Origin of the sequence: Burkholderia sp. SIMBA_062, assembly GCF_046534765.1 — a bacterium.
GTDB lineage: Bacteria > Pseudomonadota > Gammaproteobacteria > Burkholderiales > Burkholderiaceae > Burkholderia > Burkholderia ambifaria.
On record NZ_JAWRYD010000001.1, the window covers coordinates 174397 to 195286 of the forward strand.

The 20890-nt window shown below is 66.4% G+C and carries 23 protein-coding genes; 7 read left to right on the forward strand and 16 right to left on the reverse strand.

Annotation, left to right across the window (positions count from 1 at the left end; genetic code table 11):
• Positions 1-18: 18 nt before the first annotated feature.
• From SB786_RS00840 to SB786_RS00850, 3 genes are all read left to right on the forward strand, one after another.
• On the forward strand, positions 19-690 hold the full coding sequence (locus SB786_RS00840) for a CsgG/HfaB family protein (RefSeq protein ID WP_410725921.1): 672 nt from the start codon (positions 19-21) through the stop codon (positions 688-690).
• Between the two features lie 84 nt (positions 691-774).
• Entirely contained in the window at positions 775-1203 is a 429-nt protein-coding gene (locus tag SB786_RS00845) for a DUF4810 domain-containing protein (protein ID WP_410725922.1), read from the forward strand.
• A gap of 10 nt (positions 1204-1213) precedes the next feature.
• Positions 1214-1879, forward strand: a complete 666-nt coding sequence (locus tag SB786_RS00850) for a DUF799 domain-containing protein (protein WP_410725752.1) — start codon at positions 1214-1216, stop codon at positions 1877-1879.
• A 176-nt stretch (positions 1880-2055) separates the two neighbouring features.
• Here SB786_RS00850 and SB786_RS00855 read toward each other — a convergent pair whose 3' ends face one another.
• From SB786_RS00855 to SB786_RS00905, 11 genes are all read right to left on the reverse strand, one after another.
• Positions 2056-3357 carry an NAD(P)/FAD-dependent oxidoreductase gene (locus SB786_RS00855; protein ID WP_410725753.1) on the reverse strand — a complete coding sequence of 434 codons (1302 nt, stop codon included), beginning with the start codon at positions 3355-3357 and terminating at the stop codon, positions 2056-2058.
• A gap of 25 nt (positions 3358-3382) precedes the next feature.
• Positions 3383-4687: an NAD(P)/FAD-dependent oxidoreductase gene (locus SB786_RS00860; RefSeq protein ID WP_410725754.1), complete on the reverse strand. Its 1305-nt coding sequence runs from the start codon at positions 4685-4687 to the stop codon at positions 3383-3385.
• 111 nt (positions 4688-4798) lie between these two features.
• The gene (locus SB786_RS00865) at positions 4799-6373 is read right to left on the reverse strand and encodes a DUF3138 family protein (RefSeq protein ID WP_410725755.1); all 1575 of its coding nucleotides are present in this window, start codon (positions 6371-6373) and stop codon (positions 4799-4801) included.
• Between the two features lie 100 nt (positions 6374-6473).
• Positions 6474-7313: an ABC transporter permease subunit gene (locus tag SB786_RS00870; RefSeq protein WP_410725756.1), complete on the reverse strand. Its 840-nt coding sequence runs from the start codon at positions 7311-7313 to the stop codon at positions 6474-6476.
• Positions 7310-8302: an ABC transporter permease subunit gene (locus tag SB786_RS00875; protein WP_410725923.1), complete on the reverse strand. Its 993-nt coding sequence runs from the start codon at positions 8300-8302 to the stop codon at positions 7310-7312. Before SB786_RS00875 ends, SB786_RS00870 begins: the two co-directional genes overlap by 4 nt.
• Before the next feature lie 10 nt (positions 8303-8312).
• Complete coding sequence (locus tag SB786_RS00880) at positions 8313-9467, reverse strand: ABC transporter ATP-binding protein (protein ID WP_410725757.1); 1155 nt, start codon at positions 9465-9467, stop codon at positions 8313-8315.
• A 190-nt stretch (positions 9468-9657) separates the two neighbouring features.
• Positions 9658-10773: a polyamine ABC transporter substrate-binding protein gene (locus SB786_RS00885; protein ID WP_410725758.1), complete on the reverse strand. Its 1116-nt coding sequence runs from the start codon at positions 10771-10773 to the stop codon at positions 9658-9660.
• A gap of 62 nt (positions 10774-10835) precedes the next feature.
• The gene (locus SB786_RS00890; protein ID WP_410725759.1) at positions 10836-12269 is read right to left on the reverse strand and encodes an aspartate aminotransferase family protein; all 1434 of its coding nucleotides are present in this window, start codon (positions 12267-12269) and stop codon (positions 10836-10838) included.
• Between the two features lie 38 nt (positions 12270-12307).
• On the reverse strand, positions 12308-13645 hold the full coding sequence (locus tag SB786_RS00895; RefSeq protein WP_012364877.1) for a glutamine synthetase family protein: 1338 nt from the start codon (positions 13643-13645) through the stop codon (positions 12308-12310).
• 29 nt (positions 13646-13674) lie between these two features.
• Entirely contained in the window at positions 13675-14460 is a 786-nt protein-coding gene (locus tag SB786_RS00900; protein WP_410725760.1) for a gamma-glutamyl-gamma-aminobutyrate hydrolase family protein, read from the reverse strand.
• A gap of 285 nt (positions 14461-14745) precedes the next feature.
• Positions 14746-14928, reverse strand: coding sequence for a hypothetical protein (locus SB786_RS00905; protein ID WP_059576381.1), 183 nt, complete (start codon positions 14926-14928; stop codon positions 14746-14748).
• Between the two features lie 458 nt (positions 14929-15386).
• Between SB786_RS00905 and SB786_RS00910 the strand changes: the two genes are divergently transcribed.
• Entirely contained in the window at positions 15387-15938 is a 552-nt protein-coding gene (locus tag SB786_RS00910; protein ID WP_006760985.1) for a cupin domain-containing protein, read from the forward strand.
• 85 nt (positions 15939-16023) lie between these two features.
• Positions 16024-17514, forward strand: a complete 1491-nt coding sequence (locus tag SB786_RS00915; RefSeq protein ID WP_410725761.1) for an aldehyde dehydrogenase — start codon at positions 16024-16026, stop codon at positions 17512-17514.
• A 57-nt stretch (positions 17515-17571) separates the two neighbouring features.
• On the opposite strand, the gene SB786_RS00920 is transcribed toward SB786_RS00915, so the two are convergent.
• Positions 17572-17772, reverse strand: coding sequence for a heavy-metal-associated domain-containing protein (locus SB786_RS00920; RefSeq protein WP_193099313.1), 201 nt, complete (start codon positions 17770-17772; stop codon positions 17572-17574).
• Between the two features lie 330 nt (positions 17773-18102).
• Here SB786_RS00920 and SB786_RS00925 point away from each other — a divergent pair, with 330 nt between their 5' ends.
• Together SB786_RS00925 and SB786_RS00930 are read left to right on the forward strand one after the other, a co-directional pair.
• Entirely contained in the window at positions 18103-18435 is a 333-nt protein-coding gene (locus SB786_RS00925) for a cupredoxin domain-containing protein (RefSeq protein WP_006488047.1), read from the forward strand.
• A gap of 12 nt (positions 18436-18447) precedes the next feature.
• Positions 18448-19284: an FTR1 family protein gene (locus SB786_RS00930; RefSeq protein ID WP_138847035.1), complete on the forward strand. Its 837-nt coding sequence runs from the start codon at positions 18448-18450 to the stop codon at positions 19282-19284.
• 89 nt (positions 19285-19373) lie between these two features.
• On the opposite strand, the gene SB786_RS00935 is transcribed toward SB786_RS00930, so the two are convergent.
• The 4 genes from SB786_RS00935 to SB786_RS00950 form a co-directional block, all read right to left on the reverse strand.
• Positions 19374-19592, reverse strand: a complete 219-nt coding sequence (locus tag SB786_RS00935) for a hypothetical protein (protein WP_006754617.1) — start codon at positions 19590-19592, stop codon at positions 19374-19376.
• On the reverse strand, positions 19592-20092 hold the full coding sequence (locus SB786_RS00940) for a hypothetical protein (RefSeq protein WP_410725762.1): 501 nt from the start codon (positions 20090-20092) through the stop codon (positions 19592-19594). The genes SB786_RS00935 and SB786_RS00940 overlap by 1 nt, the downstream gene beginning before the upstream one ends.
• Before the next feature lie 82 nt (positions 20093-20174).
• Positions 20175-20495 (reverse strand): helix-turn-helix domain-containing protein, encoded by a 321-nt coding sequence (locus SB786_RS00945; protein ID WP_410725763.1) that lies wholly within the window; start codon positions 20493-20495, stop codon positions 20175-20177.
• The gene (locus tag SB786_RS00950; RefSeq protein WP_410725764.1) at positions 20488-20853 is read right to left on the reverse strand and encodes a type II toxin-antitoxin system RelE/ParE family toxin; all 366 of its coding nucleotides are present in this window, start codon (positions 20851-20853) and stop codon (positions 20488-20490) included. The genes SB786_RS00945 and SB786_RS00950 overlap by 8 nt, the downstream gene beginning before the upstream one ends.
• Positions 20854-20890: the final 37 nt, after the last annotated feature.

Sequence of the window (20890 nt, forward strand, 5' to 3'; positions counted from 1 at the left end):
AGGAGACCAGTAGTGAACATTCAGACACGACGCACCGTTCTCGTGGCGGCGGCGCTCGTCGCGGCGCTGTCCGGCTGCGCGACCGAATCGTCGCGCACGCTCGACGTGCCGGCCGTGAGCAGCGCGCAGAAGCCGTATGCGGGCAAGCCCGTCGCGATCGCGGTCGGCAAGTTCGACAACCGCTCGAGCTACATGCGCGGCATCTTTTCGGACGGCATCGACCGCCTCGGCGGACAGGCGAAGACGATCCTCGTCACGCGCCTGCAGCAGAGCCGCCGCTTCAACGTGCTCGATCGCGAGAACCTCGAAGAGATCAAGCAGGAAGCAGGCTTCATGAAGAAGGCGCAGGCCGTGAAGGGCGCGAACTACGTCGTGACCGGCGACGTGACCGAATTCGGCCGCAAGGACGTCGGCGATCACCAGTTGTTCGGCATTCTCGGCCGCGGCAAGACGCAGGTCGCGTATGCGAAGGTCAACCTGAACATCGTCGATACGACGACGTCGGAAGTCGTCGCGTCGAGCCAGGGCGCCGGCGAGTTCAGCCTGTCGAACCGCGAAGTGATCGGCTTCGGCGGCACCGCCGGTTACGATTCCACGCTCAACGGCAAGGTGCTGGACCTCGCGATCCAGGAAGCCGTGAACCACCTCGTCGACCAGGTCGACGCCGGTACGCTGAAGGCGCCGCGATAAGCGTCGCAGCCCATGCCGCAGCGCGACGCCGGGGCCGGCGCCGCGCTGGACCGATTCACCATGACATCAAGAAGAGAACAGACCATGAAACGGGGTAACTGGCTGCCGGCAACGGCCGCCGCCTTGCTGCTCGCCGGATGCGCGAGCTCCACGCCGCCGCTCTATCAGTGGACCGGCTATCAGCCGCAGGTGTACGAATACTTCAAGGGGCAGAGCTCACCGCAACAGCAGATCGACGCGCTCGAAAAGGCGCTGCAGGAGATCCGCGCGAAGGGCCATACGCCGCCTCCGGGCTTCCACGCGCATCTGGGGATGCTGTATGCGAGCGTCGGCAACGAACAGCAGGCCGAACAGGAACTGCAGGCGGAGAAGCAGTTGTTTCCGGAATCGTCGACCTACATGGATTTCCTGCTGAAGAAAAAGACCGGCGCGCCGAAAACCGCCGATCAGAAGACGGCCACCCAGGCGATCGCCGGCCAGAAGGACCCCGCCCCGACCACCGCCAAACCGTGACGCGCCCGCCATGTTCAAGACACTCTCATTCAAACTGATGTCCGTGCTGTCGATCGTCGCGCTGCTGAGCGCGTGCGCGCAGCCGGTGAAACGACCCGACTACACGGCGTTCAAGAAGAGCCAGCCGCGCTCGATCCTCGTGTTGCCGCCCGTCAACGAGACGTCCGACGTGACGGCGACCTACGGGATGCTGTCGCAGATGACGCTGCCGCTCGCCGAATCCGGCTACTACGTGGTGCCGGTCGCCGTGATGGACGAGACCTTCAGGCAGAACGGCCTGACCAACGCGGCCGAGATCCAGCAGACGTCGCCCGCGAAGCTGCGCGAGATCTTCGGTGCCGATGCCGCGCTCTATTCGAAGGTGTCGCAGTACGGCACCGTCTATCGGATCCTTGCGAGCGCAACGGTCGTGTCGGCCTCGGCGAAGCTCGTCGACCTGCGTACCGGCGACGTGCTGTGGCAGGGCCGGGGGAGCGCGAGCAGCGACGAAGGGGGCAACAGCGGCGGCGGCGGCCTGATCGGCATGCTCGTGACGGCCGCGGTCAAGCAGATCGCGAACACGCTGATGGATCAAAGCCACGACGTCGCCGCGTCCACCAGCGCGCGAATGCTGTCGGCCGGCCCGCCCAACGGGCTGCTGTACGGTCCGCATTCGCCGAAGTACGGGACGGACTGAGCGCAAGTCGGCCGCGGCGCACGGGCACTCTTCACCCGTCGCGCCGCCGTCATGCCGACGTGATGCGATCCGATCGAACGGCCGCGCTGGTTGCGCGGCCGTTTTCGTTTTGCATCGGCGTATGCCGCGCGTTCAACGCGTGCACGGCATCGCACCGCATCGCCGCGGGATGACGCTCAATGCACGCCGAGCGCGTCGAGCAGCCGGTACCAGCTCATCGCGAGCACCAGCGCCGGCGTGCGCAGCGTCGCGCCGCCGGGGAAGTCGCGATGCCGGATCTTGCCGAACAGGTCGAAGCGGCTCGCCTGGCCGTCGATCGCCTCGGCGATCAACTTGCCCGCGAGCGCGGTCGTGTTCACGCCGTGCCCCGAGAAGCCCTGCGCGAAATACATCGTCGGCGCGACACGCCCGAAGTGCGGCGCGCGGTTCATCGTGATGTCGACGAAGCCGCCCCATGCGTAGTCGACCTTCACGTCCGCGAGCTGCGGGAACGTCTTCAGCATGTCCGCGCGCATCGCGGCGGCGAGATTGCGCGGCGCCCGCGTCGAATAGCTGACCTTGCCGCCCCACACGAGCCGCGTGTCGGGCGCCGGGCGGAAATAGTCGAGCACGAAGCGGCTGTCGCAGATCGCCGCGCGCGCGGGCATCAGCGCGGCGGCGCGCGCTTCGCCGAGCGGCTCGGTCGCGATCACGTAGGTGCCGACCGGCATGATCTTTCTCGACAGCGCGGGCGCGAGCGTGCCGACGTAGGTGTTGCAGGCGAGCACGACGAAGCGCGCGCGCACGTGCCCCTGGTCCGTTTCCACGACATGACCGCCCGCGACGTCGCGCACGCGCGCCACGCAGCTGTCCTCGTGGATCCTCACGCCGGCGTCGGTCGCCGCGCGCGCGAGCCCGAGCGTGTAGTTCAGCGGATGCAGGTGGCCGCTGTCGGGGTCGTACAGGCCGCCGCGATAGCGCGCCGACTGCACGTAGTCGCCGAGTTCGTCCGCTTCGACGAAATGGAAGCGGTCGTAGCCGAAGCGCTGCGCGGCTTCGTCGCGCCAGCGCTTCAGCGCATCGGCGTCGCGCTCGGTGTTGGCCGCGGTCAGGTAGCCGGGCACGAGCGCGCAGTCGATGTCGTGCCGCGCGATGCGCGACTTCACGAGCGACAGCGTTTCGAGCCCCATGTCCCAGATCCGCTTCACGTCGCCTTCCGGCATGAAGTTGCCGAACGTATCGATGTCGCACGCGAAGCCGCCGATCAGCTGGCCGCCGTTGCGTCCGCTCGCCGCCCATCCGACCCGCGACGCTTCGAGCACGGTCACCGAATGACCGCGCTCGGCGAGGTTGAGCGCGGCGGACAAACCGGTGAGGCCCGCGCCGATCACGCACACGTCGGCGTCGGTCGCGCCAGCGAGCGGCGCATGGCGGGTCGTATCGTTGGCGCTCGCCGCGTAGTACGACGCGACGTGCGGCTGGTTGGCGAATGTCTGCATGATCAGGAGAACGGAGAAAGGAGGCTCAGAACAGCTCGCGCACGCGGTGGTACAGCATCCCGAGTTCGAGCGCGGGCTGCCGCCACGCGTCGCCGCCGGGAAAGCGCCGGTGGCGCAGCTGGGCGAACAGGTCGAACGCGCGCGTGTCGCCCGCGATCGCGCCGGCGATCGCGCGCCCGGCGATGCCGGTCAGCGCGACGCCGTGTCCGCTGAAGCCCTGCACGTAGAAGAAGTTCGGATCGAGCGCGCCGAAGTCCGGCGCGCGATTGCGCGTGACGTCGACGAAGCCGCCCCACGCGTGGTCGACGCGCACGTCGGCGAGCTGCGGGAACACGCCGACCATGCGCCGCCGGATCGTTTCGGCGAGCGTGTCGGGCGATGCGCCCGCGGAATTCGCGCGGCCGCCGAACAGCATCCGGTGGTCGGCCGACAGCCGGAAGTAGTCGAGGAAGAAGTTGTTGTCGCACACGGCTTCGCGCTGCGCGATCAGCGCGTCGGCGCGCGCGCGGCCGAGCGATTCGGTCGCGATGATGTACGACGCGATCGGCGCGATGCGCGCGGCGGTCGCGGCCGGCAGGATGCCGCCGGGGCCCGCGTTGCAGCACGACACGACGAAGCGGCAGCGCACTTCGCCCGACGGCGTGCGCACGACGGGACGCGCACCGCGCACGACCTCGAGCGCGGGCGTATGCGCATGGAGCGCGACGCCTTCGCGGCGTGCGGCATCGGCGAGGCCGACGCAATACTTGAGCGGATGCAGGTGGCCCGACAGCGGATCGTAGACGCCCGCCAGATAGCGGGACGACGCGATGCGCGCGCGCACCTCGCCGGTGTCGAGCCACGACAGCGACGGATGGCCCCAGCGCGAGCGCGCGGCGTCCATCCATGCGCGCAGGTCATCGATCCGGCGCGGCTTCGTCGCGACCGTCAGGTAGCCGCGCGTGAAGTCGCAGTCGATCCCATACCGCGCGATCCGCTCGGCGATCAGCTCGACGCCGTCGAGCGACAGCGACCATGCGGCGCGTGCCCCGGCGGCGCCGAGCTGCCGCTCGATCACCTCGTCTTTCGCGAAACCGGTGATCGCCTGGCCGCCGTTGCGACCCGACGCGCCCCAGCCGGGCCGGTGCGCGTCGATCACGGCAACCGACAGCCCGCGCGCGCGGCAATCGAGCGCCGTCGACAGGCCCGCGAAGCCCGCGCCGATCACGCACACGTCGACGTCGATCGCGTCCTCAAGCATGGGATCATCGGCCAACGGCCGCGTTGCGGTCGCTTCGTAGTACGAGTCGCGCGCAAGCGCGTCGGCGCGGCGGGTGAAAGACTGCGTCATCAAACCGACTCCCTCGAAGACGGCCGGCGCCGGTGCGCGACGCACCGCGGTCCGGCCGGGTGAAATGGCGCGGGACGCCATGCGTGCGGCACGGCGCCCGCGCGGCCAGCGTCAGAACGAATAGATGAACTGCGTCGCGAGCAGGTCGTTGGACTTGCCGTACGAACCGTCGTTGCGCAGGAACACCTTGTTGTTCGCCCAGTCGTGCCGGTATTCGACCTTCACGGTGATCTGCTGGGTCGGATAGAACAGCAGGTCGAGCGCGACGTCCTGGCGGACCGCACCCTTGCAGTCGAAGCCCAGCCCCCCGTTCGCCTTCGACGTCGCGAGGCAGTCCGCGTCGACACCGAAGCCGTTGGACGGATCCATCCCGTTGCCGTTCAGCGCGATGCCGCCGCCGCCGCCGCCGTTCTTGCGGTTCACGAGCGCATCGTAGCGCAGCGTCACGCCCATGCGGCCGACCACCGGTGCGTTGAACTTGCGGTGCGCGAGCAGCGACAGGCCGTACCACTGCGCGAGCCCGCCGTTGTACGCCGCATGCTGCTGCTGGCCGTAGTCGAGCTCGGCGTTGTACTGGATGTCGGCCAGCGTGTAGGTCGCGTCGACTTCGCCGAAGAAGAACGTGCCGTACGCGCTCGGCGCGGCGCCGCCCGGGCCGTAGTGGACGTTGCCGTCCGCATCGATCGCGCTCGCCAGCGTCTGCCGGCCGATGTTGAACGAGCCGCCGATGTCGAGTGCGCTCGACCACGTGTAGTCCGCGCGCGCGGTGAAGGTCGGCACCTTGTTGCTGGTCGTGATCGGGTCGCCGAGCGCATTGGTGCCCGTCTGCGTGACCGAGCCGTAGGTGCGGTACTGCTCGTTGCCGACGAAGAACTTCCACGCCCAGTTGCCCTTCGTGTAGTTCGCGCCCGCACCGACGTAGCTGCCCGGATCGGAGAAGTCGTACAGCAGGTTGTGCGTGAGCGTGAGCATCTGGTTCGACTGCTGCACCTCGTAGCCGCCGAAGCTCGGGATCAGGCCGGCGACGAGCGTGGTCGACGCGGTGATCGGCACGTTGATGACTGCGGTGTTCAGCAGGTTGTCGGTGATCGAGCCGCGCGAGTTCTGCAGCAGCGTGATGCCGTTGCCGCGGTTCGGCATCAGCGTGATCTCGGCCGACGGCGCCATCGGGCCGACGCCGAAGGTCTTCTTGATGTCGAGGTACAGGTCGCCGAACGTGCTGTTGAAGTAGTTGTACGCGTTCTCGTGGTTCGCGAACAGGAACGACGACGTGCCGGCCGCGCGGTTATAGATGTAGGTCGGATCGATGTAGCCCGTCACCGACAACCCCGCGAGCGGCCCGGTGCTGGCTGCGTCCGTGAGCGAGTCGACCTTCAGCTGCTGGTTGGCGATCTGCTGCTTCATTTCGCTGACTTCGTCGTTGGTCAGCGCGGCCTGCGCACGGCCATAGTCCGGCGAGGCCGGGTCGGCGGCCACGATCACGGGCCTCGCCGTGGCCGCCGCACCGGCCTGCGCGACCGGTGCGCCGCCCGGCTTCCCGGCGAGCTGCGCCTGCATGGCCTTCATCTGCTTCTGCAACGCGGCCACCTGCGCCTGCAATGCCTTGATTTCGGCGGAGGTCGAGTCAGCCAGCGCGATGCCCGGCAACGCGCCGGCCACCAGCAGGCAGATCAGTTTCTTCTTCATTGCGGATTCTCCTTGTCGTGTGCCTGTCAATCTGCGTTTCGGTGCGCGCCGCAAATGCGCAGCGCGCAGGTCTTGTTATCGATGGATGGGGGAAGGGGCGTCAGGCCGCCGCGAACGCCGCCTTCAGGTCGGCCACCCGACGCCGTTCGCGCGCGATCATCATCTGGTTCACGACGATCACGCCGATCGTCACCGCGGTGATGAACAGCGTCGCGAGCGCGTTCATCTCGGGATTCAGACCGAGCCGCACGCGCGAGAACACCACCAGCGGCAGCGTCGTCGAGCCCGGCCCCGACAGGAACGCCGACAGCACCAGATCGTCGATCGACAGCGTGAACGACAGCAGCCAGCCCGACAGCAGCGCCTGCGAGATCAGCGGCAGCGTCACCACGAAGAACACCTTCAGCGGCGTCGCGCCCAGATCCAGCGCCGCTTCTTCCAGCGACTTGTTCATCTCCTTCACGCGCGACTGCACGATGATCGCCACGTACGACACGCACAACATCACGTGGCCGATCCAGATCGTCACCATTCCGCGGCCCTTCGGCCAGCCGAACATCTGCTCGAGCGCCACGAACAGCAGGAGCAGCGAGATCCCCTGGATCACCTCTGGAATCACCAGCGGCGCGTTGATCATCCCCGTGTACAGCGTGAAGCCCTTGAAACGGCCGAAGCGCGCGAGCACGAAGCCCGCCCACGTGCCGATCACGACCGACGCGGTGGCCGTCAAGAGGCCGATCTTCAGCGACAGCCACGCGGCGGTGAGCAGCTCGTCGTCTTCCAGAAGCGCCGCGTACCACTTCAGCGAGAAGCCCGACCACACCGTCACCAGCTTCGATTCGTTGAACGAGTACACGACCAGGCTGATGATCGGGATGTACAGAAACAGGAAGCCGCAGGCGAGAACGCCCGTCGACAGCGGTTTGTTCGGCTTGATCATTTCGCTTCCTCCAGTTCCTTGACCTGGTAGTACTGGAACAGCGCCATCGGCACCAGCAACAGCAGCACCATCGCGACCGTCACCGCGGACGCCATCGGCCAGTCCATGTTGTTGAAGAACTCGTCCCACATCACGCGGCCGATCATCAGCGTGTCGGCCCCGCCGAGCAGTTCCGGAATCACGTACTCGCCCACCGCCGGAATGAACACCAGCAGGCTGCCGGCGATGATCCCGTTCTTCGACAGCGGCAGCGTGATGCGCGTGAACGCGACCCACGGCTTCGCACCGAGGTCGTACGCGGCCTCGAGCAGCGTGAGGTCCATCTTCACGAGGTGCGCATAGAGCGGCATGATCATGAACGGCAGGTACGAATAGACCATCCCGATGTAGACGCCCGCATCGCTGTGATAAAGGCGCAGCGGCGAGTGGATGATGCCGAGCGCGATCAGCGTGTGATTCAGCAGGCCGTCGTCCTTCAGGATTCCGATCCATGCGTATACGCGGATCAGGAACGACGTCCAGAACGGCAGCATCACGGCCATCATCAGCACGTTGCGCCGGCCCGGCTCGGCACGGGCGATGTAGTACGCCATCGGGTAGCCGATCAGCAGGCACAGCACCGTCGACACGGCGGCCATCTTCAGCGAGCTGAGGTAGGTCGCGATGTACAGGTCGTCCTGCAGCAGGAACGCGTAGTGCGACAGCTGCAGCGCGAAGTGCACGACGCCGTCCTTGAACTGGACGAGTGACGTGTACGGCGGGATCCCCATCACCTGGTCGGCGAAGCTGATCTTGAACACCAGCACGAACGGGAGCGCGAAGAAGATCGTGAGCCACAGAAACGGCCCGCCGATCGCGACGGTGCGGCCCGACGGCAGGAAGCGCGACAGCGCGGCGAAGCGGCCGCGGCGCGCGCGGCCGGCGCCGGCGCCGCTGCTTGCCGCACCGGTCGACACCGGCGCGGACGGAGTGGAAGCGGAAGTTCTTATCATGTCGTCCTCACTGCGTCAGCACGACGCCGCTGGCCGGCGACCACGACACGAACACGTCGTCGTTCCACGACGGCGCACCGTCGTGCAGCAGGTGCGAGCTCGACAGGTTCGACACGACCGTCTTGCCGCTCGGCAAACGCACGTGATACAGCGAGTAGCTGCCCATGTACGCGATGTCGGTGACGACGCCGCGCGCCCAGTTGTGACGCGAGCCGGGTTTGTCGCGCGACACATGCACGCGCTCGGGCCGCACCGAGATGCCGACGGGCATCCCCAGCGGGCCGGTCACGCCATGACTCACGTACATGCGTGCTTCGAGATCGTCGCTCTCGACGAAGATGTGATCGGGTTCGTCCTCGACCACGCGCCCCTCGAACAGGTTCGTCGAGCCGATGAACTCGGCCGAGAAACGGCTGTTCGGGTATTCGTACACTTCGCCGGGCGTGCCGATCTGCACGATCTTGCCTTCGCTCATCACCGCGAGGCGGCTCGCCATCGTCATCGCCTCTTCCTGGTCGTGCGTGACCATCACGCAGGTCACGTCGACCTTCTCGATGATGTTCACGAGTTCGAGCTGGGTCTTCTGGCGGATCTTCTTGTCGAGCGCGGACATCGGTTCGTCGAGCAGCAGCAGCTTCGGGCGCTTGACGAGCGAGCGGGCCAGCGCGACGCGCTGCTGCTGGCCGCCGGACAGCTGGTGCGGCTTGCGCTTCGCATACTTGCTCATCTGCACGAGCGCGAGCGCGTCGGCCACGCGTTCCTTGATCTCGTTCTTCGGCGTGCCTTCCTGCTTCAGCCCGAACGCGACGTTCGACTCGACCGACATGTGCGGGAACAGCGCGTACGACTGGAACATCATGTTCACCGGGCGGCGATACGGCGGCAGCGCGGCAAGGTCCTCCCCGTCGACGAGGATCTTGCCGGATGTGGCCGTCTCCAGCCCGGCGAGCATGCGCAACAGCGTCGACTTGCCGCAGCCCGAGCTGCCGAGCAGCGCGAACAGCTCGTTCTTCGCGATCGTCAGGTTCACGTTGTCGACGGCGGTGCTGTCGCCGAACTTCTTCACGACGTTTTCGATGCGCACGAACGCGTCGTTCTTCGAACGGGCCGCGGCGGCGGGCTGGGTGTGGCGTACGGCAGCGGAAGAGGGTATCGATTGCATGGGAGTCACCATTCGTTCTTCACGGATTGCTGGCGCGAGCGTTCCCGCGCGAGGCGCGCAACGCGACTCGCGGACAACGGCTCATGCCGGATGGAACAGGGCGCGCGGCGCGCGCGGGCAGACGGAAAGTCCGCGGATCCCGGGCGGGCAGGCGTTCAGCCGATGCCTGCGCCGCCGTGCCGGGGCGCGGTCAGTGGCCCGTCTTCAGCTGCGCCCACAGACGGTTCTCGAGGCGCAGGATGTCGGAAGGCATCGGCTTCATCAGCACCATCTTCCTGAGCACGTCTTCCGGCGGATAGACGGTCGGGTCCTGCGCGACGGCCGGCGTGACGAACGGGTGCGCGGCCTTGTTCGCGGTCGGGTAGAACACCGTGTTGGTGATCGCCGCGTTGACCTTCGGGTCGGACACGTAGTTGATCCACTTCATCGCGGCCTCGGGGTGCGGTGCATCCTTCGGGATCACCATCACGTCGAACCACAGCAGGCCGCCTTCCTTCGGGTTCGCGAACTTGATGTCGTACGCGCGCTTCGCCTCCGCCGAGCGGCGGTGCGCGATGCCGATGTCGCCCGACCAGCCGAGCGCGACGCACACGTCGTTGTTCGCGAGGTCGTTGATGTAGCCGGACGAATTGAACTGGGTGATGTACGGGCGGACTTTCTTCAGGACTTCGAAGGCAGCCTGGTAATCGCCGGGGTTCTTGCTGTTCGGATCCTTGCCCATGTATTGCAGCGTGGCCGCGAACACGTCGACGGCCTGATCGAGGAACGACACGCCGCAGCTCTTCAGCTTCTCCATGTTGGCCGGGTCGAACACCAGCGCCCAGCTGTCGACCGGCGCCTTGTCGCCGAGCGCCTTCTTCACCGCCTGCGCGTTGTAGCCGATGCCGTCCGTGCCGTAGGCCCAGGGCACGCCGTACTGGTTGCCCGGATCGGCATCGGCGATCATCTTCATCAGCAGCGGGTCGAGGTTCGCGAGGTTCGGCAGCTTCGACTTGTCGAGCTTCTGGTACACGCCGGCCTGGATCTGCTTGGCCATGTAGTTCGACGTCGGCACGACGATGTCGTAGCCCGAGCTGCCCGCCAGCAGCTTCGCCTGCAGCGTGTCGTCGCTGTCGTAGTTGTCGTACTTGACGTGGATGCCCGTCTGTTTCTGGAAGTTCGGGATCGTGTCGGGGGCGATGTAGTCGGACCAGTTGTAGACGTTGAGCTCATCGGCATGCGCCGACGGGCTGGCGACCGACGTGAACGCGGCCGCGGCGGCGAGGGCGGCAACGGAACAGGCTTGGCGAAGAAAGCAGGCACGCATGGTGGAATTCCCCTGGATGATGGTGGCGTGCGGCGCCCGCCGCACGCCCGTAGGCAAGGTCGTTACGAAAGGCCCAGTTGCTGGGCGGTCGCATCGACGGCCTTCTTCGCCTTCGATACGAGTTCATCGATTTCCTGACGCGAGATCACGAGCGGCGGCGACAGCAGCATCCGGTCGCCGGTCGCGCGCATGATCAGGTTGCCGTTGAAGCAGAAGTCGCGGCAGATCGTGCCGACGTCGCCGCCGTTCGCGAAGCGCCGACGTTCGGCCGGCGCTTCGGCGAGCTGCAGGCTCGCGACGAGGCCGTGGCCGTGCACCTCGCCGACGATCGGATGACGCGCGAAGGTCTCGCGCATCAGCGCCTGGAAGTACGGGCCCGTGTCGTTCTTCACGCGCTCGACGATCCCTTCGTCGCGCAGCAGCTTCAGGTTCGCGACCGCGACGGCTGCCGCCACCGGGTGACCCGAGTACGTGAGGCCGTGATTGAATTCGCCGTTGTCGATGATCGGGCGCGCGACGCGCTCGTGGATGCCCACCGCGCCCATCGGCACGTAGCCCGACGTGAGGCCCTTGGCCATCGTGATCAGGTCCGGCTCGAAGTCGAAGTGCTGGTGCGCGAACCATTCGCCGGTGCGCCCGAAGCCGCCGATCACTTCGTCGGCGACGAGCAGGATGTCGTACTTGCGGCAGATCCGCTGGATTTCCGGCCAGTACGTCGACGGCGGGAAGATTACGCCGCCCGCGCCCTGGAACGGCTCGCCGATGAACGCCGCGACGTTCTCCGCGCCGAGTTCGAGGATCTTCGCCTCGAGCTGCCGCGCGCGTGCGAGGCCGAACGCTTCGGGCGTCTCGCCGGCTTGCGCTTCGCCGAAGAAGTACGGCTGGTCGATGTGCACGATGTGCTCGACCTTCGACGGCATCTGCTCGTGCATGTAGCCCATCCCGCCGAGCGTGCCGCCCGCGATCGTCGAGCCGTGATAGCCGTTCTTGCGCGAGATCACGAACTTCTTCTGCGGCTGGCCCTGCACGCGCCAGTACTGGTGCACGACGCGCAGCACGGTGTCGTTGCCTTCGGAGCCGCTGTTGCAATAGAAGAAGTGATTGAAGCCCGCGGGCGTGAGTTCGGCGAGCAGCGCCGACAGTTCGATCACCGGCGGGTGCGTGGTCTTGAAGAACGTGTTGTAGAACGGCAGTTCCTGCAGCTGGCGATACGCGGCGTCGGCGAGCTCCTTGCGGCCGTAGCCGACGTTCACGCACCAGAGGCCGGCCATCCCGTCGATCACCTTGTTGCCGTCGGAGTCCCACAGGTAGACGCCGTCGGCCTTCACGATCACGCGGCTGCCCGCGCGATTGAGCGCGCCCATGTCCGAGAACGGGTGAATGTGATGCGCGGCGTCGAGCGCGCGGTATTCGGCGGTCGTGCGGGCCTGCGTCGTGCGCGGCGCGGCGGCGGGTGCGGCCGGCTGGATCCACGCTGATTCGTTGCGGTACGTCATGTTTCCTCCGTATTTCCTTGGTACGTTCGTGCGCGCGCTTACACGTGCAGCAGCAGATGGCGGCGTTCCCACGAGCTGATCACGCGGAAGAACGCTTCGTATTCGGTTTCCTTCAGCGCGAAATACGCCTTCAGGAACTTGTGGCCGAGAATCTCGCCGAGCGGCTCGCACGCGGCCATCAGCGTGAGCCCTTCCTCGAGGTTGCGCGGCAGCTGGTACGGCAGGTCGTAGCCGTCGCTGACGAGCGGTTCAGTCGGCTCGAGGCGCTGCGTCATGCCGAGATAGCCGGCCGCGAGCGTCGCCGCGAGCGCGAGGTACGGGTTGCAGTCGACGCCCGGAATCCGGTTCTCGATGCGGCGCGCGGCCGGGCCCGAATGCGGGATGCGGAAGCCGACCGTGCGGTTGTCGTAGCCCCACTGCACGTTGATCGGCGCGGCCATGAAGCGCGACAGCCGGCGATACGAGTTGATGTACGGCGCGAAGATCGGCATCAGTGCCGGCGTGTACTTCTGCAGCCCGGCGAGGTAGTTGTAGAACAGCGAGGTCGCACCGCCCGTCTCCGGCGACGTGAACAGGTTGCGGCCCGTTTCCTCGTCGACGATGCTCTGGTGCACGTGCATCGCGGAGCCCGGCTCGCCTTCCATCGGCTTGGCCATGAACGTCGCGTACATGTTGTGCCGCAGCGCCGCCTCGCGCACCGTGCGTTTGAACAGGAACACCTGGTCGGCCAGCGACAGCGCGTCGCCGTGCATGAAGTTGATCTCCATCTGCGCGGCGCCGACTTCGTGGATCAGCGTGTCGATGTCGAGACCCTGCGTTTCGCAGTACTCGTAGATGTCCTCGAACAGCGGATCGAACTCGTTGACAGCTTCGATCGAATACGACTGGCGGCCCGTTTCAGGGCGGCCCGTACGGCCGACCGGCGGGCGCAGCGGCAGGTCCGGATCCTTGTTCATGTCGACCAGGTAGAACTCCAGCTCCGGCGCGACCACTGGCTTCCAGCCCTTCGCCTTGTACAGCGCGAGCACGCGGCGCAGCACATAGCGCGGCGAGATCTCGACCGGCGAGCCGTCGAAGTGCACGCAGTCGTGGATCACCTGCGCGGTCGGGTCGACGGCCCACGGGATCAGGCGGATCGTCGACGTGTCGGGCACGCACACCATGTCGGGATCGGTCACGCCGGTCAGCGAGCCGTCTTCCGGATATTCGCCGGTGACGGTCTGCACCATCACGGCCTGCGGCAGGCGCATCGATTCACCGGACGTGAACTTGTTGCGCGGCGTGATCTTGCCGCGTGCGATGCCGGCCATGTCGGGAATGATCGCCTCGACTTCGGTGATCCGGTGCTGTCTCAGAAAGTCTTCCATGTCTTGCATGTCCGTTCTCGTTGTGTGGGTCGGCGCGCTCAGGCGAGCGCGGCGGCGGCCGTGGTGTGCGTGCGGGCGGCGCGGCGGGCGCGGCAGGCGTCGCCGAACGCGCGAAAGATCGCGCTCGACAGCGGGTCCTGCGCGTGCCGCCATTCCGGATGCCATTGCACGGCGAGTGCGAAAGCCGGTGCGTCGACGACGCTCACGGCCTCGATCAGGCCGTCCGGTGCGACGGCTTCGACGGCGAGGCCGGCGCCGAGCTGCGCGATGCCCTGCTTGTGCAGCGAGTTCACGTGCACTTCGTCGCGCCCGCCGGCGAGCGCTTGCAGCTTGCCGCCGGGCGTCAGGTGCACGACGTGCGCGGGGCCGTATTGCGATTCCATCGGCGCGGCGTCGTCCTCGCGGTGATCCGCGAAGCCCGGCACGTCGTGCACGTGCTGATGCAGCGTGCCGCCGCAGACGACGTTCAGCTCCTGGAAGCCGCGGCATACGGCGAGCACCGGCACGCCCGCCGCGATCGCCGCGCGCAGCAGCGGCAGCGTCGTCGCATCGCGCGCGGGGTCGTGCTTCGTGCCGGGTGTGCTCGGCTCGCCGCCGTACAGATGCGGCTCGACGTTCGAATAGCTGCCGGTAAACAGCAGGCCGTCGACCGTGTCGAGCACGTCGTCGACCGACTGCCGATCGCCGAGAGCGGGCAGCACCATCGCGAACGCGTGCGCGCCGTCGACGATCGCCGCGACGTACTTGTCGCCGACCGTGTGCGACGCGTGTGCGCCGATCTGCGTGAAGTCGGCGGTGATGCCGACGAGGGGTTTCCTTTCCATGACGTCAATCAGTTATCCATAAGGCTTGCGCGTGCGTTGCGCCGGAGATGGCAAAACGCGGGCGCGACAGAGCCCCGCAGCCTGGCGCAGAGCGCCGGGGCCGCTGGTGAATGGGCACGACGGGGTCGCGTGGCGGCCCGCGCTGTGCGCGACGGTCAGGCGATCGTTCGTTTCATTGCGATACGCGACGCGGCAATCGATGCGCGAACGCGTTCCGTCACCGCGCGGAAAACGCGGCAGACGAACAGGCAGCTGAAACGGACGACGAGAAAAGGGGGAGAGGCGCTATGGCAGCAGCGACGCGACTTCGTCGGTATCGACGGCCACGAATGCACGTGCGGATACGGCGTTGTGGCGCCGAACGGAACGACGGGACAGGATGGTGTAGATCGACAGGTGCAGCAGGCGAGGACTATGCCAGCCGCAACTGCCATCGGAAGCGGGACCAGCGCTGCGCAAACTTCGCACATCGCCTCGATCCCACCTCACCAGAGGGCCACGGACTCTCACGATTACACTCGACTGGTTGTTGAAAGTATTGAACACCTGATCGTTTCGGCGCGCGGGGCGTTTAAAATAATCGAGGTGCCGGGCCTGCGTCATTTACATCGATCGGCATCGTTTTTTTACGTTGCGATAACGTTTTTCGGTGCCGGTGAATGGTCAATGACGCTGACCTGAGAGCCAGCATATACGAGCCAAAAACGGCGTCAAATGTTTTTTGACGGTGTCGTGTCAGGGCTTTCCCGAGGCATTCCGAACAAAATATTCGCAAATGGAATGCGGTTTCGCGTGTTCATTATTTCGAACGCCTTTCAGGGTTTTCCCCGCTGATGCACGGCATAAAGTGATTAGAATATTCAACGGCTGCCCAATGCGTCGTTTCACCTTTTCACCGCACTACTATCGTGTCCGAAACCGAATCGATGTCTACCGAAGTCGCCGAGCGCCTGCGTTTCGTGCGCAACAAGCATGGCCTGTCGCAGCGCGAACTCGCGAAGCGGGCCGGCGTGACCAACGGCACGATCTCGCTGATCGAACAGGGCCGCGTGAGCCCGTCGGTCGGCTCGCTGAAGAAGCTGCTCGAATGCATCCCGATGAGTCTCGCGGAGTTCTTCACGTTCGAGCTGGTCGAGTCGCGCTCGATCGTGTCGCGCCGTGACGAGATGCCGAACCTCGGCAACGACACGCTCGCGTTTCACCTGGTCGGCGCGGGCGTGAAGGATCGCAACATGTGCATCATGCGCGAGATCTACCAGCCGCTTGCCGATACGGGGCCCGAGATGCTCGTGCATGCGGGCCACGAGGGCGGTGTGGTCGTGTCGGGCCGGCTGGAGCTCACCGTCGACAGCGCGACCTGGCTGCTCGACCCCGGAGACGGCTACTACTTCGAAAGCCGTTTGCCGCACCGTTTTCGCAATCCCAGCGCGGAACAGCTCTGCGAGGTCGTGTCGGCCAATTCGCCGGCGACCTTCTGACCGCGCATCACCGCATTCGCCGCCGGCAGTGTTGCCATTGCGCGGCGCTCTGCTGCGCGAATGCCACGACAATTGAGGCATCCTGATGAACAAGTTGACTTTGGCTGACTGGCAGGACAAGGCGGCGTCGCTCGAGATCGAAGGGCGCGCATTCATCGACGGCGCGTCGCGCGACGCGCACGGCGGCAAGACGTTCGACTGCGTGAGCCCGATCGACGGCCGCGTGCTCGCGAAGGTGGCCGATTGCGGCGAAGCCGATGTGAACGCCGCGGTGGCGGCCGCGCGTCGCGCGTTCGACGCCGGCGTGTGGGCCGGACTGAATCCGCGCGCGCGCAAGGCCGTGCTGCTGCGCTGGGCCGCGCTGATGCGCGAGCATCTCGACGAACTGTCGCTGCTCGAGACGCTCGACGCGGGCAAGCCGATCGGCGATACGACGACGGTCGACGTGCCGGGCGCCGCGTATTGCGTCGAGTGGTTCGCCGAAGCGATCGACAAGGTCGGCGGCGAAGTCGCGCCGGCCGACCATCATCTCGTCGGTCTCGTCACGCGCGAGCCGGTCGGCGTGGTGGCGGCCGTCGTGCCGTGGAACTTCCCGATCCTGATGGCCGCATGGAAGTTCGGCCCGGCGCTCGCGGCCGGCAACAGCGTCGTGCTGAAACCGTCGGAGAAGTCGCCGCTCACCGCGATCCGCGTCGCGCAGCTCGCGCTCGAGGCCGGCATCCCGGCCGGCGTGTTCAACGTCGTGCCGGGCGCGGGCGAACCGGGCAAGCTGCTCGCGCTGCATCGCGACGTCGACTGCATCGCGTTTACCGGTTCCACCGCGGTCGGCAAGCTGATCATGCAGTACGCCGCGCAGTCGAACCTCAAGCGTGCATGGCTCGAACTCGGCGGCAAGTCGCCGAACATCGTGCTGCCCGATTGTCCGGATCTCGACCGCGCCGCGCAGGCCGCGGCCGGCGCGATCTTCTACAACATGGGCGAGATGTGCACGGCCGGCTCGCGCCTGCTCGTGCATCGCGACATCAAGGATACGTTCATCGAGAAGCTAGTCGCGGCCGCGCGTGCGTACGTGCCGGGCAACCCGCTCGATCCGTCGGTATCGATGGGCGCGATCGTCGACGGGATCCAGCTCGAGCGCGTGCTGGGCTACATCGACGCCGGGCGCAAGGAAGGCACGCTCGTCACGGGCGGCGCACGCGTGAACGAGGCATCGGGCGGCTTCTACGTGGAGCCGACGGTGTTCGAGGTGAAGCCCGATGCGAGAATCGCGCGCGAGGAGATCTTCGGTCCCGTGCTGTCGGTGATCGTGTTCGACGATGTCGACGAGGCAGTGAGGATCGCGAACGATACCGAGTACGGGCTCGCGGCGGCCGTGTGGACGTCGGATCTGACGACCGCGCACGACGTGTCGCGCCGGCTGCGCGCGGGCACGGTGTGGGTGAACTGCTACGACGAGGGCGGCGACATGAACTTCCCGTTCGGCGGCTACAAGCAGTCGGGCAATGGCCGCGACAAGTCGCTGCACGCGCTCGAGAAGTACACCGAACTGAAGTCGACGCTGATCCGGCTGCGCTGACGCGGCCCGTGTGCGGGCGCGGTGCCGTGCACTGCGCCCGCGTGCGCCGCACCCGCGTCAGGCCGAGCGCAGTGCCGGGTGGAAGCCCGCGGCCTCGATGATCGACTGCACACGCTCGGCGCCTTGCGCCGATTCGACCTTGACGCGCTTCGCGGCCACGTCGATATCGAGCTTCGCGGCCGGGTCCGCCGCCGTCACGGCGCGCGTGATCGCGTTGGCGCAGCCGCCGCAGGTCATGTCCTGGACTTCGAATTCCATCGTGTTCTCCTGAGTTGACGATTGACGATTACATCCAGCATGAAGCTTGCCATGGTGGGAAGGTCAAGTCCGTTCGCGGCGTGCGGGTGCGCAACAGCTGTTTGTAAACATGAAGTCTGACGAATTGTCGGCTTGCCTGCGCACGTCGACCCGAACTTCTCCCGATTGACGACCGCACATTGTCGGCGAAACCTGGCGCAGCCTTGCGCGACAACGCGCATGCGAAATCGACGCTGCACGATCTCCATGTTCCGAGTAAGGGTACTTGGAGTTGAAAATGCGAATCGATCTTAGTATCGATTCCCCTCGATACTTCTTTTCATTACCAACATGACTCGTTTCGCCATCGGCTTCGCACTGGCCCTCCTGGGCGCATCGGCAACGTCCGCCTTCGCGGCCGACGATGTCGTCAACCTGACGCTCAAGGACCACAAGTTCTCGCCCGATGGCGTGACGATCCCGGCCGGCAAGAAGGTGAAGTTCGTCGTGAAGAACCTCGACGCGACGCCCGCGGAATTCGAAAGCGACGATTTCAAGGCGGAGAAGGTCGTGCCGGCCGGCAAGTCGGTCGAGATTCTCGTCGGGCCGCTCAAGGCCGGCACCTACGAGTTTCACGACGAGTATCACGAAGCGCAGTCGAAGACGCACCTGACCGTCAAGTAAGCGGATATCGCCATGCTGTCGACCGCCCTGATCGTCTTTCGTGAAGTGCTCGAGGCCGCGCTGGTGGTCTCGATCGTGATGGCCGCCACGAAGGGCGTGCCGCGGCGCGGCTGGTGGGTCGGCGGCGGGCTCGTCGGCGGCGTGATCGGCGCGGGCCTGATCGCCGCGTTCGCCGACGTGATCTCGCAATGGGCGTCCGGCATGGGGCAGGAAGTCTTCAACGCGGGCGTGATGTTCGTCGCGACGCTGATGCTGGCGTGGCACTGCATCTGGATGAGCAGCCACGGCCGCGAGATGGCGCTGCACATGGGCGAAGTCGGGCGGGCCGTCGCGGCCGGCAGCCGGCCGCTGACGGGGCTTGCGATCGTGGTCGGCGTCGCGGTGTTGCGCGAAGGCTCCGAGGCCGTGCTGTTCCTGTACGGCATCGCGGCGGGCGATCCGGGACAGACGCCGCAGATGATCGTCGGCGGGCTGCTCGGCGTGCTCGGCGGAGCCGGGCTCGGCTACGCGATGTACGCGGGCCTGCTGCAGATTCCGCTGAAGCGCCTGTTCTCCGTCACCAATGCGCTGATCGTGCTGCTCGCGGCGGGGATGGCGAGCCAGTGCGCCGGCTTCCTGCTCGCGGCGGGACTCGTGCCGTCGTGGGGCGATACGGTGTGGGACACGTCGTGGCTGCTCAAGGAATCGAGCATCGTCGGCAAGGCGCTGCACACGCTGGTCGGCTATACCGCGCGTCCGGCGGGGATTCAGATCGTCGCGTACGTCGTCACGCTGGTCGCGATCGTCGTGCTCACGCGGCTCGTCGGCCGCCCGCGTACGGCCATGAGGCCGCCGCGTCCCGTCGCCTGAGCCGGCGGGCCGGAAATGCAAAAAGGGGCGTCGTGGACGCCCCTTTTTCTTTGCGTTGACGGTTCGCGCGCAGTTCGCGCATGACCCGTTCAGCGATGACCGTCGATCCATGCACGGGCCCATTCGAGCCCTGCTTCGCGCGCTTCGTCCTCGGTATCGAACACGCCGAGCACGCCCGACGCTTCGACGAGCCGATTGTTCTGCGTGATCGTGCCGCTCGCCGCAAAGCGTTCGGGCTGCAGGATCTCGTCCTGCTGCAGGATGGCGTGGCCCCAGATCTGGTAGCCGTGATAGCTCTGCGCTTCCATTATCGCGTCACCTTCGCGGAACGGGCGTTCGTGCCGACGCGCAGCACGTTGCCGTCCGGCGTGTATTGCCGCGGGATGTGGGAGTAATTGAGCGCGTGCGGCGTGTCGGGCGCCGCCGGCTGCATCACCGTGAGCCGGCCCGGCGCGGGCTGCGCGACCGGGCGCGGTGCGGCCGGCGCGTCGACCGTCGCGGCGGGCGGACGATGTGGGGCGGCCTTCACGGCTTGCGCGACGCGGCGCTTGTGCGGCTTGACCGCGGCCTTCGGCTGCACGCTCGCGTGCTTTTCCGCGGCCTTGCCGCCGGCGTGCGCGTCGGCGCTCGTGCGCGGGGCTGGCGTACGGGCATCCGGCGTACGGGCATCCGGCGTATGGGCATCCGGTGTACGTGCTGCCGGATGCCGCGCCTCCGGCGGGTTCCAGACTTCGACGTAGTGCTCGGCCGCCCAGCCCGTCGACGCGAACGTCAGCGCCAGCAATCCGCATCCAAACAGTCTTACCATGGTCTCTCCGTCATCTTGCTTGCGGCTCGCGCGCGGTGTCCGGTGGGGGATCGGCCGCCCGTGCGCATTCGGGGAAGGCGGTTCAGGAGAACACCTCGAGCCCGTGCTTCTCGACGATCTGCAGCATACGCGCGGCGATGCCGCTCGGACGCTTGTCGCCCTGTTCCCACTGGCGGATCGTCGATGTGGTCGTGTTCAGATAGAGCGCGAACACGCTCTGGCTGACGTTGACCGACTTGCGGATACGGGCGATCGCCTCCGGATCGAACTGCGGTGCAGCTTCGATGCAGAGCGCGTCGTATTCGCGCATCGTCTTCTTGTCGATCAATTGCGCGTGATAAAGGCCCGACGCGGCGCTGTGGACCGCCTCCGTCGCGTCGCTCTTGAATCGACTCTTAGCCATTGCAAATCTCCACCCACTCGTTCAGTGCGACCAGCGTCGCGATGTCGACGTCGGTGTGTCGACCGACATCCGCGGCGAGCTTCCTGAAGGCGCGCAGCTCGCGTGCATCGATGTTGTCGCGATCACGTTTCGCGAACAGGAACACGAACACCCACGTATGCCCGACCTTGCCCAGCACGATGCCTCGGTGGCGATTGTCGTCCAGGCGCTTCTTCCAGACGTTGCCGCCGAGGTCGATGCCGTGGCCCCGCGCCAGTTCCCGAACCGCCCGGCACAGTTCGCGATCGGCGATTCCCGCTTTTCCTGCTGCCTTGTGAAACCACTTCGTCTTGAACACGCGTCGTACGGAAGCAGACATGTCGAGCCAGTCGAGTTAGCACAGGATTATATACCAC